The sequence below is a fragment of the Streptomyces sp. H27-H5 genome, assembly GCF_026627505.1.
Classification (GTDB): Bacteria; Actinomycetota; Actinomycetes; order Streptomycetales; family Streptomycetaceae; genus Streptomyces.
In genome coordinates this window covers 22,813-37,610 of the sequence record NZ_JAPNLK010000059.1, presented here as the reverse complement: position 1 = coordinate 37,610, position 14,798 = coordinate 22,813, and the positions used below count along the sequence as shown (strand labels likewise).

The following is a 14,798-nucleotide window of genomic DNA, read 5'->3' as shown; positions in this document are numbered from 1 at the left end:
CACGATACGACGAGGTCATGGGGGTCGGCCGTCATTCGATTCCGCGCCCTTCCCGGAAGCGTCCGAGCGCGTCCGCGAGCTCCACCAGCGGGTCCGGGTAGTCGAAGCGCGCCCGTTCGGGGGCGGGCAACCGCCAGGGTTCGTGGACCCGGGGGGCGGGCAGGTCGGCGAGCTCGGGGACCCAGCGGTGCACGTAGGCGCCCTCGGGGTCGTAGCGCAGGCCTTGGCGGACCGGGTTCAGGACGCGGTTGGGTCGGGTGTCGGTGCCCGTGCCGGCCACCCACTGCCAGTTGAGCTGGTTGTTGGCGAGGTCCCCGTCCACGAGGAGGTCGAGGAAGTGTCGGGCGCCGGTCCGCCAGTCCACGTACAGGGTCTTGGCGAGGAAGCTCGCGGCCACGAGCCGGCCGCGGTTGTGCATCCAGCCCTCGTGGGCGAGCTGGCGCATGGCCGCGTCGACCACCGGATAGCCGGTGCGGCCCTCCTTCCAGGCCTGGATCTCCTCCTCGGCGGCGGCGCCGGTGCGCCAGTGGTCCCGGCGGGCGCGGTAGTCCTCGGCGGCCGCGGCGGGGCGGGCGGCCAGCACCTGGTGGTGGAAGTCGCGCCAGCACAGTTGCCGGACGAAGGCCTCGGCGCCCGGCCCGCCGACGGCGCGGGAGCGTTGGACGGCCTCGACGGGCGAGAGCGTGCCGAAGTGCAGGTGGGGGGAGAGCCGGGAGGTGGCGTCGCCGGCGAGGTCGTCGTGGGTGTCCTCGTAGCGGGCGATGCCGTCGTTCAGCCAGCCGGAGAACAGCCGCCGGGCCTCGCGCTCGCCGCCGCGCGCGAGGCCCGGGGAGGTCCCGGTGACGGCGGTGCGCTCGGGCAGCGCCTCGGAGTCGACGTCGTCGGGGACCCGGACGGTGCGGGGGGCCGGGGCCGGCGGTCGCGGCGGCAGTTCGGCCCAGCGGCGCAGGTAGGGGGTGAAGACGGCGAAGTGGTCGCCGCCGGCGGGCCGCACGGCTCCCGGGGCGACCGCCGTGATCACCGCGTCGTGGACGTACAGCCGCCGGCCCTCGGCCTCCAGGGCGGCGCGCAGCCGTTCCTCTCGGGCCTGGGCGTACGCGCTGACCCCGGCGGCCATGTGGACCTCGTCGGCGTCCGCCTCCCGTACGACGGCGCACACCCGGTCGACGACCTCGCCGGAGCGCACCACCAGGCGTCCGCCGCGTTCGCGCAGTCCGGCGTCCAACGCGGCGAGGGAGTCGGCCAGGAAGGCCGACCGGTTGGGCGCGGTGAAACCGGCCGCCTCGATGGCCCGGTCGCGGACGAAGAGCGGCACGACCCGGTCGCAGGAGGACATGGCCGCGCGCAGCGGCGGGTGGTCGTGCAGGCGCAGGTCCGAGGTGTAGAGGACCACCGCGACGTTCATGGGTTCTCGTCTCCGCGTCAGGTTCGTGGGGGACGGTTGTCGTGGGGTGCTTCGGCGGCTCGGGCCGGATCGGATGCGTTCGCGTCCGCCGGTCGTCCGGCCGGGGTGGGGGGCTGCCGCTCGGCGGCCCGGGCGATGTTGCGCGCCATGCCGCCGAAGACCACGGCGTGGAAGGGGGAGATGCTCCACCAGTACATGTGCCCGAGCAGTCCGTGGGGGTGGAACAGGGCGCGTTGCCGGTAGCGGGAACGCGCCCCCGTCGCGGTCCCGGTCGTCGCGGTCGCCGTGGCCGTCCGTCCCGGCTCCCGGTCGGCGTCGGACCCGGTACCCGCAGGGGTGTCCGGGTCGGGGTCCGCGCGCAGTTCCAGCCAGGCCAGCCCCGGCAGCCGCATCTCGGCGCGCAACCGGAGCAGCCGGCCCGGTTCGATCTCCTCCACCCGCCAGAAGTCGAGCGAGTCGCCCACCCGCAGATGGGACGCGTCGCGCCGGCCGCGCCGGATGCCGACTCCGCCGACGAGCCGGTCGAGCCAGCCGCGCACCGCCCAGGCCAGCGGGAAGGAGTACCAGCCGTTCTCCCCGCCGATGCTCTCCACCACCCGCCACAGCGCGGCCGGCGAGGCGTCCACGTCCAGTCCCCGGTTGTCCTCGTACAGGCTGCCGCCGGCCCAGTCGGGGTCGGTGGGCAGCGGGTCGCTGGGGGCGCCGGGCAGGGAGGCGGAGGACCAGCGGGTGACCACGTTGGCGTCGCGCACGCGCTGGAGGGCCAGGGCGAGGGCCTGGTCGAAGCCGAACGGCGTCCCCGGCGGGTCGGTGACGTACTCGGCGATGTCGTGCTCCTCGCACACCACCTCGTGGCGCAGCGATTCGGCGAGCGGTCGGGCGAGGCGCCGCGGCACCGGGGTGACCAGCCCGATCCAGTGGCTGGACAGTCGCGGGGTGAGCATCGGGACGCGCAGGATGAGCCGTTTGGGGAGCTCCGCCACGGAGGCGTAGCGGCGCATCATCTCCTCGTACGTGACCACGTCCGGCCCGCCGATGTCGAAGGTCCGGCTGACCTCGGGCGGCATCGTGGCGCTGCCGACGAGGTAGCGCAGGACGTCACGGACGGCGATGGGCTGGCAGCGGGTGCCGACCCAGCTCGGGGTGACCATGACGGGCAGCCGCTCGGTGAGGTAGCGCAGCATCTCGAAGGAGGCCGAGCCGGATCCGATGATGACGGCGGCGCGCAGCACGGTGGCCGGGACGGCGGAGGCCAGGAAGATCTCCCCGACCTCGGCGCGGGAGCGCAGGTGCGTGGAGAGTTCCCGGACCGGGACCCCGGTGGGGGTGAGCCCGCCCAGGTAGACGATCCGCCGGACCCCTGCCGCGTGGGCCTGCTCGGCGAAGATCCGGGCGGCGGCGCGGTCCCGGTCCTCGAAGCCGGAGCCGGTGCCGAGGGAGTGGACGAGGTAGTAGGCCACGTCGATGTCGCGCAGGGCCTCCCCCACCGAGCGCGGGTCGACGACGTCTCCGCGCACCACCTCGGCCCGGCCGGCCCAGGGGTGGTCGCGTAGTTTCTCCGGGGAGCGGGCGAGGCAACGGACCTGGTGGCCGGCGTCGAGGAGCTCGGGCACCAACCGGCCGCCGATGTAGCCGGTGGCCCCGGTGACCAGACATCGCAGGCTTGTCATGACGTGTCTCCGCTCCTGGTGGTCCCGGTCGGGGACCTCGTACGGAAGATCTCTTGGGATGCCGGGAGATCTCGTGGGCGTGACCTCTCTGGGGATTCGGCCCGGTCGCGGCGATCGGATGCGCCGACCGCCCGATCGGCGCATCCGAATGACGTGTCCCGGCCGAAAGGTGATCCAGAAGGCCCGTCCACCACCTCAGCACAGACTGACCTCTTGTCCGGGAGTGCCATGCGCCCGTCACCGCGGATCACCCGCCTGGCGATTGCGATCCTGTTGTTGCTCGGCTGGCTCGCCGTCGGCGGGGTGCTCGGCCCGTACGCGGGCAAGCTCGGCGAGGTCGCCACCAACGATCAGGCCGCGTTCCTGCCGCGCAGCGCCGAGTCCACCCGGGTGGTGGCGGCGCAGCGGGTCCTGCGGCAGGCCGAGTCGCTGCCCGCGATCGTGGTGTGGACCGCATCGGCCGGCGGGCGGATCACCCCCGCCGGCCAGGGCGCCGCGAGCGCCGCGCTGGCCTCGCTGACCGGGGGCGAGGGGCTCGCCGGCCCACCCTCCCCGGCGCTTCCCTCGCGGGACGGGCAGGCCCTGCGGGGTGTCGTGCCGCTGCGTCCGGACCTCGGCGACGGATTGACGGACGTACTGGACCGGGTGCGCGGGGCGGCCGGGAAGGTGCCGGGCACCACGGTGTCGATCGCCGGTCCGGCCGCGACCCAGGCGGATCTCGGGGACGCCTTCGCGGGCATCGACGGGCTGCTGCTGGGGGTGGCGCTGGCGACGGTCCTGGTGATCCTGCTCGTCGTCTACCGCAGTGTGCTGCTGCCCCTGATCGTGGTCTTCGGCGCGGTGCTCGCCCTCGGTCTGGCCTGCGCGATCGTGTACGGGCTGGCCGATCGCGGGCTGGTCCGGGTGGACGGTCAGGTGCAGGGCATCCTGTCGATCCTGGTCATCGGTGCCGCGACGGACTACGCGCTGCTGCTGACGGCCCGGTTCCGGGAGGAATTCGCGGCGGAGCCCGACCGGTTCGTGGCGATGCGGGCCGCGTGGCGGCGCACGCTGGGGCCGGTCGTCGCGAGCGCGGCCACCGTCGCGCTGGGCCTGTTGGCGCTCCTGCTGAGCGACCTGACCAACAACCGGGCGTTGGGTCCGGTGGGGGCGATCGGCATCGGCTGCGCGGTGCTCGCCGCGTTGACGTTCCTGCCCGCCGCGCTGGTCCTGTCGGGGCGGGCCGCCTACTGGCCGGCCCGCCCGAAGGCCTCCGACGCCGCGCATCCCGTCTGGACCCGGGTGGCGGCGCTGGTGGACCGGGCGCCGCGCCGGGTGTGGGCCGTGACCCTGGCCGGGCTGCTGGCCTGCGCGGCCTTCTCCCCGATGCTGGTCTCCAAGGGGGTGCCGCTCGACGAGATCTTCGTGAACGACGCCCCGTCGGTGTCGGCGCAGGCCACGCTGGGGCGGCACTTCCCGGGCGGCGCGGGCAACCCCGCCGTGGTGATCGCGGACGCCGACCGGGCCACCGAGGTGGCGGCGGCCGCGCGGGCCACCGAGGGCGTCGCCGACGCGGCGCGGGTGGGCGCCCCCGGGCCCGGCGGCCGGGTCCGGATCGACGCGACGCTGGACGACGCGGCCGACAGCGACGCGGCCAAGGAGACGGTGGGCCGGTTGCGGACCGCCGTGCACGCGGTTCCGGGCGCGGACGCGCTGGTCGGCGGGTACACGGCCCAGCAGTACGACACCCAGCGGACGGCGGCCCACGACCGCGCCCTGATCGTGCCGGTGGTGCTCGGGATCATCCTGGTGATCCTGGCGGGGTTGCTGCGCTCGCTGGTGATGCCCGTGCTGCTCGTGGCGACGGTCGCGCTGAACTTCCTCGCCACGCTCGGCGTGTCCGCCCTCGTCTTCCGGGGCGTGTTCGGGTTCACCGGGACGGACGCCTCGGTCCCGTTGTACGGGTCCGTCTTCCTGGTCGCGCTGGGCGTGGACTACAACATCTTCCTGATGTCCCGGGTTCGCGAGGAGACCGTGGCGCACGGTCACCGCGAGGGCATCCGGCGCGGTCTGACCTCCACCGGCGGGGTGATCACCTCGGCGGGCGTGGTCCTCGCGGCGACCTTCGCCGCGCTGGGGGTGATCCCGCTCGCGTTCCTGGCGCAGATCGCGTTCATCGTGGCCTTCGGCGTCCTGCTGGACACCCTCGTCGTGCGTTCGCTGCTGGTTCCGGCCCTGGTCAGGGACATCGGACCGAAATCGTGGTGGCCCGGTTCGCCCGGGGACACATCCGAGCACCCCTCCGGCTCCGAAGTACCGGTCAAGGAGGCAACACGATGAACGAGCGAGGACGATCACGACCGCGTACGGCCGTGGTCGGCGGGGGTGTCTCGGGGCTGACGGCGGCATACGTGCTGGCACGCTCCCACGAGGTGACCCTGTACGAGGCCGACGACCGGCTGGGCGGGCACGCCCACACCCATGAACTGAAGGGGACGGACGGCGAGATCCGGTCGGTGGACTCCGGGTTCATCGTGCACAACGACCGCACCTACCCGCATCTGCTGCGTCTCTTCGGTGAGTTGGGGGTGGCCACCCGACCGACGACGATGAGCCTGTCGGTGCACTGCGAGGGCTGTGGGCTGGAGTACGCGGGGGCGCGCGGTCCGCGCGGGCTGTTCGCGCAGCCGCGGGCCGCCGCGAACCTGGCGTACCTGCGGATGCTGGCCCAGGTGCCGGCCTTCCACCGTCAGGCCCGGCGGCTGCTGGCGACTCCGTCGGCCGGACCCGAGATCACGCTGGCCCGGTTCCTGCGACAGGGCCGGTTCGGCGCGTACTTCACCGGGCACTTCGCGATCCCGCTGGTGGCCTCGGTGTGGTCCTGCCCGCCGGACACCGCGCTGCGCTACCCCGCCCGGTACCTGTTCCGGTTCCTCGCCCATCACGGGCTGCTGTCGGTGAGCGGCTCACCGAACTGGCGTACGGTCGAAGGAGGTTCGGCCCGCTACGTGGAGCTGCTGCGGGAGCGGCTCGGTACTGGGGCGGTCCGGGTGGGCACCCCCGTACGCGCTGTGGAGCGCACCGCGGAGGGCGCCCGGATCACCACCGCGGACGGGACCTCGACGGGGTACGACTCGGTGGTCGTCGCCGTCCACGCCGATCAGGCGCTGCGCCTGCTGGCCGACCCCTCGGACGCCGAACGCGAGGCGCTGGGCGCGTTCGGCTACTCCCGCAACCGGACCGTGCTGCACACCGACGCCTCGGTGCTGCCGCGGGCGGCCGGGGCCCGCGGCTGCTGGAACTACCGGCTGTCCGGCTGCCGTCCCCAGGACGGTCACGTACGGGTCAGCTGCTACGACATGAACCGGCTCCAGAGCCTGGACGCGCCGGAGCCGTACGTGGTGACGCTCAACGCCGACGACCGGGTCCGCCCGGACCTGGTCCTGGCCGAGATGGACTACGAACACCCGGTCTACACGCCGGAGTCGGTGGCCGCCCAGCGTCTGTTGCCGGCGCTTTCGGGTCCGGTGACGGCCTACGCCGGCGCGTACCACGGGTGGGGGTTCCACGAGGACGGCTGCCGCTCGGGCGTGGAGGCGGCGGCGGCGCTGGGGGTGAGGTGGTGAAACCCCGCCTGTACGAGGCCGACATACGACACGTGCGGGCCGGCGAGCGCTCGTACGGTCTGCGCCACCGCTCGTACCTGTGGCTGGTGGACCTCGACGAACTCCCCCGGCTACCGGGCCCGTTGCGGCACCTGGCCCGCTTCGACGCGCGGGACCACTTCGGCGGCGGGCTGCCGACGATCCGGGCCGGGCTCGATCGCTTCCTGGTCTCGAAGGACGCGGCGCTGCCCGCCGGTTCACGGGTGTCGATGCTCGCGCACGCCCGCGTGTTCGGATACGTGTTCAACCCGATCTCGGTGTACTGGTGCCACGGCCCCGGCGGGGAGCTGCGCCACGTGGTCGCCGAGGTGCACAACACGTACGGGGAGCGGCACTGCTACCTGCTCGGTCCGGAGGCCGCGCGGGGCACGGCCCGGGCGGAGAAGGAGTTCTACGTCTCCCCCTTCCTCGACGTGGACGGCGGCTACCGGATGCGGCTGCCCGAACCGGACGACCGGCTGGCGCTGATGGTGCAGCTGTCCGGCGGGGCCGACGGCGCCCGGCTGACGGCGACCGTGCGGGGGGAGCGCCGGCCCGCCGGCGCGTGGGGCGCCGTACGGGCGTCGCTGCGCCACCCCTGGTCCACCGCCGCGGTGGCGGTGGGCATCCGCTTCCACGGCATCCGGCTGTGGCTGCGCGGTCTGCCGGTGCGGCCGCGCCCCCGACACGTACCCCAGGAGGGTGTGAAGTGAGCACGATGACGCTCCCGGTGGTGCCGAGGCTGCCCCGGACGCGGGCGGCCGTGGGGCGGCTGCTGATCCGGCGGGCCCTCGACCGGCTGCCGCTCCAGGTCCGGATGGGACCCGGCGAACTCCTCGGCCGGGGCGGTCCGGCGATGGCGGTGTACGACCCGGCCGCCTTCGAGCGGCGGATCACCGCGGAGGGCCTGATCGGTTTCGGCGAGTCCTACCTCGCCGGGGAGTGGGACGCCCGCGATCCGGTCGCGGTGCTGACCGTGATGGCGGGGCACGTGGCGGGGCTGGTCCCGGCGCCGTTGCAGCGGCTGCGGGGCCTGTGGGCGGCCCGGCACCCGGACACCGACCGCAACACCCCGGACGGCTCCCGCACCAACATCCGACGGCACTACGACCTGTCGAACGAACTGTTCGCCGAGTTCCTCGACCCGACGATGACCTACTCGTCCGCCGTTTTCCGCGCCCTGCCCGCCGGTCCCGGGCAGTTGGCCGACGCCCAACGCCGCAAGATCGACATGCTGTTGGACATGGCGGCCGTCGGCCCGGACACCCGGCTGCTGGAGATCGGCACCGGCTGGGGCGAACTCGCGATCCGGGCTGCCGCGCGCGGCGCCCGCGTGGTGACGCTCACCCTCTCCCGGGAGCAGCGGGAGTTGGCGATGAAGCGGATCGCGGAGGCCGGACTGACGGACCGGGTCGACGTGCGGCTGTGTGACTACCGTGAGGCAACCGGCCGTTACGACGCGATCGTCAGCGTGGAGATGATCGAGGCGGTCGGCGCGGAGTACTGGCCGGTCTACTTCGCCGCGCTGGACCGGCTGGCGGCCCCGGGCGCGCGGGTGGCGCTCCAGGCGATCACCATGCCGCACGAGCGGATGCCGGCCACGAAGGACACGCACACCTGGATCCACAAGTACATCTTCCCGGGCGGCATGCTGCCGTCGGTGCGGGTGGTGCAGGACATGGCCCGGAGGCACACCCGCCTGCGGGTGGAGCGCTGCGAGGGCTACGGGGCGCACTACGCGCAGACCCTGCGGCTGTGGCGGGAGCGGTTCGCGGAGCGGGCCGAGCGGGTCGAGGCGCTGGGCTTCGACGAGACGTTCCGCCGGATGTGGACGTTCTACCTGGCGTACTGCGAGGCCGGCTTCGCGTCGGGCTACCTGGACGTGCACCAGATCCTGCTGACGGCCCCGGACGGCGGCACGTCGTGAACTGGGGAGCCTTCGGGGTCAACCTGGCGGTCTCGGCGGGCGTGGCGCTCGCCGTCCTGCTGATCACCTTCGCGGTGGGCGTCCAGGGCGGGATGCACCGGATGGTCGACGTGGCCTGGGGCCTGGCGTTCGCCGCCGTGGCGGTGGCCACGTACGGGATGTCGGACGGCGGGCAGCCGCTCACGGCCGCCCTGACGGTCCTGTGGGGGCTGCGTCTCGCCGGGCACATCGCGTGGCGGGGCCGCGGGCACGGGGAGGACCCGCGGTACGCGCGGATGCTGGCCAAGGCTCCCGGCAACCCGCACCTGTACGCGCTGCGCATGGTGTACCTGCTGCAGGCGGCTCTGGTGTGGCTGGTCTCCCTGCCGGTCCAGGCGGGCCCGTACGCCACCGGCGGCCCGGGGCCACTCGCGATGGCGGCGGGCACCGCGCTGTGGCTGTGCGGGATCACCTTCGAGGCGGTCGGCGACCACCAGCTGGCCCGGTTCAAGGCGGATCCGGCGAACCGGGGCCGGATCATGGACCGAGGCCTGTGGTCGTGGACCCGGCACCCGAACTACTTCGGCGACTTCTGCGTGTGGTGGGGCCTGTCGCTGACCGCGTGGGGGACCTGGCCGGCGTTCGCCGTGTCGGTGATCGGCCCGCTCGTGATGTCGTACCTGCTGATCGCGGGCAGCGGCAAACGCCTCCTGGAACGCCATATGGCGGACCGCCCGGGATACGCCGCCTACCGGGCCCGGACCAGCGGCTTCCTGCCATGGCCGCCCCGCCGCACCGATTGAGTGTCCGAGCCCGTGGCACGCCCTGGCCGGATACCCTCACGGCATGGCGGTGGACGAGCTCGACACCCGAATCCTGCGCCTGCTGATCGAGCAGCCGCGCACCAGCGTCCGGGAGTACGCCCGGCTCCTCGGCGTGGCGCGCGGCACCCTCCAGGCCCGGTTGGACCGGCTGGAGCGCACCGGGGTGATCACGGGCACGGGCCCCGTGCTGTCGCCGGCCGCGCTGGGTCATCCGGTGCTGGCCTTCGTCCACATCGAGGTCACGCAGGGGCATCTGGACGAGGTCGGGGACGCCCTGTCGGCGGTACCGGAGATCATCGAGGCCTTCTCCATCACCGGGGGCGGCGATCTGCTGACCCGGGTCGCGGCCCGGGACAACGGGCATCTGGAGGACGTCATCCAGCGCCTGATCCGGCTTCCGGGCGTGGTCCGCACCCGGATGGAGGTAGCGCTGCGTGAACGGGTCGCACACCGAGTGTTGCCGCTGGTGGAGGCCGTGGGACGAGCCGCTCGCAAACCCTGACAATATGGTCGGGAAACGTACACGACCGGCAGGACGGGCACAGCGGATGATCTCCGTCATATTCGATCTCGACGGCACTCTCGTGGACAGCGAGCCGAACTACTACGAGTCCGGACGCCGCACCCTGGCGCACCACGGGATCCCCGACTTCACCTGGGAGCAGCACGCGCACTTCATCGGCATCGGCACGATGGAGACGCTGGAGATCCTCAAGGAGCGCCACGCGCTGCGGGCCCCGGTGGAACAACTCCTCGCGGAACAGAACGCCGCCTATCTGGAGCTGGCCCGCACCCGGACCGAGGTCTTCCCCGAGATGCGCAAGTTCGTGGAGCGGCTGCACTGCGAGGGCGTCCCGATGGCGGTCGCCTCCGGTTCCTCTCGGGAGGCCATCGACACGGTGCTGGCCGGGACCGGGCTGGACGCGCTGCTGACGACGGTGGTGTCCGCCGAGGAGGTGCCGCACGGCAAGCCCGCCCCGGACGTGTTCCTGGAGGCGGCCCGCCGGCTCGGCGCGGAACCGGCCGATTGCGTGGTCGTCGAGGACGCGGCGCCCGGCGTGCGGGCCGCGCACGCCGCCGGGATGGAGTGCCTGGCCGTGCCCTATGTGCCGATCGCCGCCGGGGACCCGGCCTTCACGACGGCCGGGCTGCTCTTCCGCGGCGGCCGGGGCGAATTCAGCGCCGACACGGCCTACGAGTGGCTGGGCGAACACCGGGCCGCCTGATCGCCGGGGGCCGCACGCTCCAACTGCCCCTGGGAACTGCCTCTTCGGGGCCGAACGCCCGCCTACGGTCGTGCCGGTACAGGACAGCGGTGGAACCTCCGCCGCCCCACACCGGGAGAGGCCCATGAAGACGAACAGGAAGCTGGCGGCCGGCGGCGCCGCGATCGTGCTGGCCGCGGGCATCGCGATCACGGCGGTCGGCGCGGCCAACGCGGCGCCCGCCCCGACGGAGCGCATCACCTCCGTGAGCGGGCTGCACGAGAGCCTCGCGCAGGCCGTCGCCGAGGAGCAGGCCCTCGGGTTGCAGGGCACCCTCGGCGGGCCCGTCGGCCGCGAGGCGTCGGCGTCGCACGACGCGATCGACGGCTGACGGGAGGGGTGAGCACCGTGGGATCGGACCAGACAGGGGCCGCGCGCCTTCGACGCCGTCAAGCGCGGCACCGGCACCCGGGTCACGGTCGCCGTCGACGACGCGGCGGTCGCCTCCGAACAGAAGATCGCCGACACCTTCACCGAACTGAAGCTGATCCCCGGCAAGGTCGTCTTCAAGGACTTCGTGGACACCCGCTTCAACCGCGATCTGACGCCCTCCACCACCGCCGCCCGCAGCTACGGTAAGGACTCCTGATGACCGTCCGGTTGCACTGGTTCCTGCCGACGGGCGGCGACGGCCGCACCCTGGTCGATCGGCACGCCTACGCGCAGAACCACGCCGCCACCGGGGTGCGCGAGCCCGACATCGAGTATCTGGCGCAGATCGCCAAGGCCGCCGAGCGCCTAGGCTTCGAGGCGGTCCTGACCCCGACCGGCACCTGGTGCGAGGACGCCTGGTTGACCACGGTGGCGCTCGCGCAGCACACGGAACGCCTGAAGTTCCTGGTGGCCTTCCGACCCGGGGTGATCTCGCCGACGCTCGCCGCGCAGATGGCCGCGACGTACCAGCGGATCACCCGGGGGCGACTGCTGCTCAACGTGGTGACGGGCGGGGACTCCGCGGAGCAGCGGCGCTTCGGTGACCATCTGGACCACGATCGGCGGTACGAGCGGACGACCGAGTTCCTGTCGGTCGTCCGGGGGGTCTGGGGCGGGCAGCCGTACGACTTCCGGGGCGAGCACTACCGGATCGACGGCGGGCTGACGGCGGTGCCGCCGGACCCGCTGCCGGAGATCTTCTTCGGCGGTTCCTCGGCGGCGGCCGGGCCGGTCGCCGCCGAGCACGCGGACGGGTACCTGACCTGGGGCGAACCCCCGCAACAGGTGAAGGAGAAGATCGACTGGATCCGCTCGCTGGCCGAGGAGCGGGGGCGTACCGTCCGGTTCGGCATCCGGCTGCACACCATCTCCCGGGACTCCGCAAGGAGGCCTGGGGCGCCGCGGACCGGCTGCTGGGCGACCTGGACGACGCGTCCATCGCGACGGCGCAGTCACTGCTCGGCGCGAGCGAGTCGGTGGGCCGGCAGCGGATGCTCGCCCTGCACGGCGGCTCGCGCGACAAGCTGGAGATCGCGCCGAACCTGTGGGCGGGCGTGGGCCTGGTCCGGGGCGGCGCGGGTACCGCCCTGGTCGGCAGCCACGGCGACGTGGCGGACCGGATCGAGCACTTCGTCCTGTCGGGCTATCCCCACCTGGAGGAGGCCTACTGGTTCGGGGAGTGCGTGACCCCGGAACTCGCGGCCCGCGGGCTGCTCGCCCCCTGACCGGGGCCGGGGGACGAGGACCCGCCGCGCCGGCCGGCGGGTCCCCCGCGGCACGTCGGGAAGATCCCCGCGCCGCCACGGGTTGGTGGAAGCGTGAACGAACTCAGGGAGCGGGAAGCGGCGGCGGTCGACGTGGTGGTCGTCGGCGCGGGGCAGGCGGGCCTGTCCGGCGCGTACCACCTGGCCCGCGCGGGCATCGACCACGTGGTCCTGGACCACGCGCCGCGACCGGGGGGAGCCTGGCAGTTCCGCTGGCCGTCCCTCACCTACGGCAAGGTGCACGGCATGCACGCGCTGCCCGGCATGGAGCTGACGGACGCGGACCCGTTGCGGCCTTCCTCCGAGGTCATCGGGGAGTACTTCGCGGCGTACGAGGAGCGCTTCGGGATACGCGTGCGCCGGCCCGTGGACGTGACCGCCGTACGCGAGGGGTCCGCCGGACGGCTGCTGGTGGAGTCCGGGGCGGGCAGTTGGGCGCCGCGGGCCCTGATCAACGCGACCGGCACCTGGGACCGGCCGTTCTGGCCCCGCTACCCGGGCCAGGAGACCTTCCGCGGTCGTCAGCTGCACACCGCGAACTATCCGGGGCCGCAGGAGTTCGCGGGGGCCCGGGTCGTCGTCGTGGGCGGCGGAACCTCGGCCGTACAACACCTCCTGGAGGTGTCGGAGGTGGCGGCGGAGACCACGTGGGTGACCCGCCGGCCGCCGGTGTTCCGCGACCGCGACTTCGGCGAGTCCGCCGGCCGGGCGGCGGTGGCGCTGGTGGAGGACCGGGTCAGGCGGGGCCTGCCGCCGCAGAGCGTGGTCAGTGTGACGGGCCTGGCACCGACCGACGCCGTCCGGGCGGGGCTCGACTCCGGCGTCCTGGACCGCCGCCCCGTGTTCGACGTGATCACCCCGACCGGGGTGACGTGGGCGGACGGGCGACACGTCGACGCCGACGTGATCCTCTGGGCGACCGGCTTCCGGGCCGCTGTCGACCACCTGGCGCCGCTGCACCTGCGCGAGCCGGGCGGCGGGATCCGCGTCGAGGGCACCAGGGCGGTCCGCGACGAACGGATCCACCTCGTCGGCTACGGCCCGTCGGCGTCGACCATCGGGGCGAACCGGGCCGGCGGCGCGGCGGTCCGCGAGATCCGCCGCCTCCTCACCCGCGAAACCGCCGAAGCGGGCCGCGCCTGACCGGCCCCCGCCGGCCACGGCGACCCTGTCAGCGGTGATGAACCGGTCAGCACCTCCGGTGCCACCACGCCGACTCCGGATCGGCCGCGGGCTCGTGGTGCGTGCGCGCGAGCAACGCCGCGTCCAAGTCCTCTACCCGCGCCCGGAGTTCGCGGGCGGCCTTCGGCGGCAGCAAGAACAGTGCCTCGTGCAGCGTGTCCCGGGCCCACCCCTCGCCGCAGCACGGGCAGGTGAACTCGGCCTCCCAAGGCCTCCACCGGCGTGCGGTGCCGAGGACACGCACGGACCACACGCTCAGCGCCGCCGCCACGACGCCCGGCGACAACCGCTCCCGTTCGAGCACGCGGGGATCACGGCTCCTGGTGGCCGGGGGGTCCTGCCTCGGCGCGGGCGGCGCCCGCCTGCGCGCGCAGCCTGTTGAAGTCCGCCACGTGCTTCTTGTGCTCCTCGTACGTCGCCGAGAAGCGGGTGTCCCCCGGCTTCACCGTGACGAAGAACAGCCAGTCCCCGGGGGTCGGGGCGACGGCCGCCGCCATCGCCTCCAGTCCGGGGCTGTCGATCGGCGTGGGCGGCAGGCCCTGACGTTCGTACGTGTTGAAAGGGCTGTCGATCTTCGTCTCGCTCAGCTTGGTGTCCACCGTGTTGCGGTTCAGCGCGTAGTTGATGGTGGAGTCCATCTGGAGCGGCATCGACTTCGCCAGCCGATTGTGGACCACGCGCGCGACCTTGCCCATGTCGGCGCGCGTGTCGGCCTCCGCCTCGATGATGCTGGCGAGGGTGGTCGTCTGGTAAGGGGTCATCCCGTGGGACTTGGCGCCGTCCGTGACGGCCTTGGTGGCCAACTTCCCGCTCGCCGTGCGCACCATGTACGCGAGTACCGACGCCGGGGTGGACTTCGAGGTCACCGGGTACGTCGCCGGGAAGAGGTAGCCCTCCGGGTTGCCCTTCGCCTCCGGGGGGAGGGTCAGGCCGGCCGTGGCGACCGCCGACTTCGTGGATCCCGACGGGAGTTTGAGCGCGCTGTCCACGGCGGCGTAGACCTGTGGGGCCCGCCAGCCTTCGGGGATCAGCAACTGGCGTGGTTTCTCCGGCGCTTTCTCGCTCGGCAGCAGCGGAATCAGGACTGCGGTCCCGAGTCCGAGCAGCGTGCCGAAGAGGAGCGCCAGCCTGCCCCGGCGGGTGAGCCGGGGGTGGCGCTGTGGCGGCAGATCTTCATGACGCATGCGGGCACGTTAACCCGCGAACTGCGGCATTTCCGTCATCTC

At 73.4% G+C, this 14,798-nt stretch carries 13 protein-coding genes and 2 pseudogenes; 11 read left to right on the top strand and 4 right to left on the bottom strand.

The features are described from left to right. Positions 1-31 precede the first annotated feature (31 nt). The gene (locus OTB19_RS26810; RefSeq protein ID WP_267801061.1) at positions 32-1,405 is read right to left on the bottom strand and encodes a cryptochrome/photolyase family protein; all 1,374 of its coding nucleotides are present in this window, start codon (positions 1,403-1,405) and stop codon (positions 32-34) included. 17 nt (positions 1,406-1,422) lie between these two features. After that, on the bottom strand, positions 1,423-3,075 hold the full coding sequence (locus tag OTB19_RS26805; RefSeq protein ID WP_267801060.1) for an SDR family oxidoreductase: 1,653 nt from the start codon (positions 3,073-3,075) through the stop codon (positions 1,423-1,425). A gap of 228 nt (positions 3,076-3,303) precedes the next feature. Here OTB19_RS26805 and OTB19_RS26800 point away from each other — a divergent pair, with 228 nt between their 5' ends. The 11 genes and pseudogenes from OTB19_RS26800 to OTB19_RS26750 all read left to right on the top strand — a co-directional run bounded on the left by OTB19_RS26800 (position 3,304) and on the right by OTB19_RS26750 (position 13,533). Beyond that, positions 3,304-5,394 carry an MMPL family transporter gene (locus tag OTB19_RS26800; RefSeq protein WP_267801059.1) on the top strand — a complete coding sequence of 697 codons (2,091 nt, stop codon included), beginning with the start codon at positions 3,304-3,306 and terminating at the stop codon, positions 5,392-5,394. Continuing rightward, on the top strand, positions 5,391-6,680 hold the full coding sequence (locus OTB19_RS26795) for an NAD(P)/FAD-dependent oxidoreductase (RefSeq protein ID WP_267801058.1): 1,290 nt from the start codon (positions 5,391-5,393) through the stop codon (positions 6,678-6,680). The genes OTB19_RS26800 and OTB19_RS26795 overlap by 4 nt, the downstream gene beginning before the upstream one ends. Then, positions 6,677-7,411, top strand: a complete 735-nt coding sequence (locus OTB19_RS26790) for a DUF1365 domain-containing protein (RefSeq protein ID WP_267801057.1) — start codon at positions 6,677-6,679, stop codon at positions 7,409-7,411. Before OTB19_RS26795 ends, OTB19_RS26790 begins: the two co-directional genes overlap by 4 nt. A 5-nt stretch (positions 7,412-7,416) precedes the next feature. Beyond that, positions 7,417-8,625, top strand: a complete 1,209-nt coding sequence (locus OTB19_RS26785) for an SAM-dependent methyltransferase (protein ID WP_267801075.1) — start codon at positions 7,417-7,419, stop codon at positions 8,623-8,625. Beyond that, the gene (locus OTB19_RS26780) at positions 8,622-9,407 is read left to right on the top strand and encodes a DUF1295 domain-containing protein (protein WP_267801056.1); all 786 of its coding nucleotides are present in this window, start codon (positions 8,622-8,624) and stop codon (positions 9,405-9,407) included. Before OTB19_RS26785 ends, OTB19_RS26780 begins: the two co-directional genes overlap by 4 nt. Positions 9,408-9,450: 43 nt before the next feature. After that, positions 9,451-9,930, top strand: a complete 480-nt coding sequence (locus tag OTB19_RS26775) for an Lrp/AsnC family transcriptional regulator (RefSeq protein WP_267801055.1) — start codon at positions 9,451-9,453, stop codon at positions 9,928-9,930. 46 nt (positions 9,931-9,976) lie between these two features. Then, on the top strand, positions 9,977-10,654 hold the full coding sequence (locus tag OTB19_RS26770) for an HAD family hydrolase (protein WP_267801054.1): 678 nt from the start codon (positions 9,977-9,979) through the stop codon (positions 10,652-10,654). Between the two features lie 124 nt (positions 10,655-10,778). Then, the gene (locus tag OTB19_RS26765) at positions 10,779-11,024 is read left to right on the top strand and encodes a hypothetical protein (protein ID WP_267801053.1); all 246 of its coding nucleotides are present in this window, start codon (positions 10,779-10,781) and stop codon (positions 11,022-11,024) included. Positions 11,025-11,069: 45 nt separating this feature from the next. Continuing rightward, a pseudogene (locus OTB19_RS26760) lies at positions 11,070-11,282 on the top strand (ABC transporter substrate-binding protein); the annotation flags it as partial. Beyond that, a pseudogene (locus OTB19_RS26755) lies at positions 11,282-12,345 on the top strand (LLM class flavin-dependent oxidoreductase); the annotation flags it as partial. The pseudogenes OTB19_RS26760 and OTB19_RS26755, both read left to right, overlap by 1 nt. 99 nt (positions 12,346-12,444) lie before the next feature. Further along, complete coding sequence (locus tag OTB19_RS26750; RefSeq protein ID WP_267801052.1) at positions 12,445-13,533, top strand: FAD-dependent oxidoreductase; 1,089 nt, start codon at positions 12,445-12,447, stop codon at positions 13,531-13,533. Between the two features lie 46 nt (positions 13,534-13,579). On the opposite strand, the gene OTB19_RS26745 is transcribed toward OTB19_RS26750, so the two are convergent. Beyond that, entirely contained in the window at positions 13,580-13,876 is a 297-nt protein-coding gene (locus OTB19_RS26745) for a hypothetical protein (protein WP_267801051.1), read from the bottom strand. Positions 13,877-13,883: 7 nt separating this feature from the next. Further along, positions 13,884-14,756 carry an endolytic transglycosylase MltG gene (mltG, locus tag OTB19_RS26740; RefSeq protein WP_267801050.1) on the bottom strand — a complete coding sequence of 291 codons (873 nt, stop codon included), beginning with the start codon at positions 14,754-14,756 and terminating at the stop codon, positions 13,884-13,886. Positions 14,757-14,798 lie beyond the last annotated feature (42 nt).

What these genes read in the sequence shown, in the direction of transcription:
- OTB19_RS26810 (WP_267801061.1), bottom strand. Translation starts at nt 1,405, where the DNA reads ATGAACGTCGCGGTGGTCCTCTACACCTCGGACCTGCGCCTGCACGAC.
- OTB19_RS26805 (WP_267801060.1), bottom strand. Translation starts at nt 3,075, where the DNA reads ATGACAAGCCTGCGATGTCTGGTCACCGGGGCCACCGGCTACATCGGC.
- OTB19_RS26800 (WP_267801059.1), top strand. Translation starts at nt 3,304, where the DNA reads ATGCGCCCGTCACCGCGGATCACCCGCCTGGCGATTGCGATCCTGTTG.
- OTB19_RS26795 (WP_267801058.1), top strand. Translation starts at nt 5,391, where the DNA reads ATGAACGAGCGAGGACGATCACGACCGCGTACGGCCGTGGTCGGCGGG.
- OTB19_RS26785 (WP_267801075.1), top strand. Translation starts at nt 7,417, where the DNA reads ATGACGCTCCCGGTGGTGCCGAGGCTGCCCCGGACGCGGGCGGCCGTG.
- OTB19_RS26775 (WP_267801055.1), top strand. Translation starts at nt 9,451, where the DNA reads ATGGCGGTGGACGAGCTCGACACCCGAATCCTGCGCCTGCTGATCGAG.
- OTB19_RS26770 (WP_267801054.1), top strand. Translation starts at nt 9,977, where the DNA reads ATGATCTCCGTCATATTCGATCTCGACGGCACTCTCGTGGACAGCGAG.
- OTB19_RS26765 (WP_267801053.1), top strand. Translation starts at nt 10,779, where the DNA reads ATGAAGACGAACAGGAAGCTGGCGGCCGGCGGCGCCGCGATCGTGCTG.
- mltG (WP_267801050.1), bottom strand. Translation starts at nt 14,756, where the DNA reads ATGCGTCATGAAGATCTGCCGCCACAGCGCCACCCCCGGCTCACCCGC.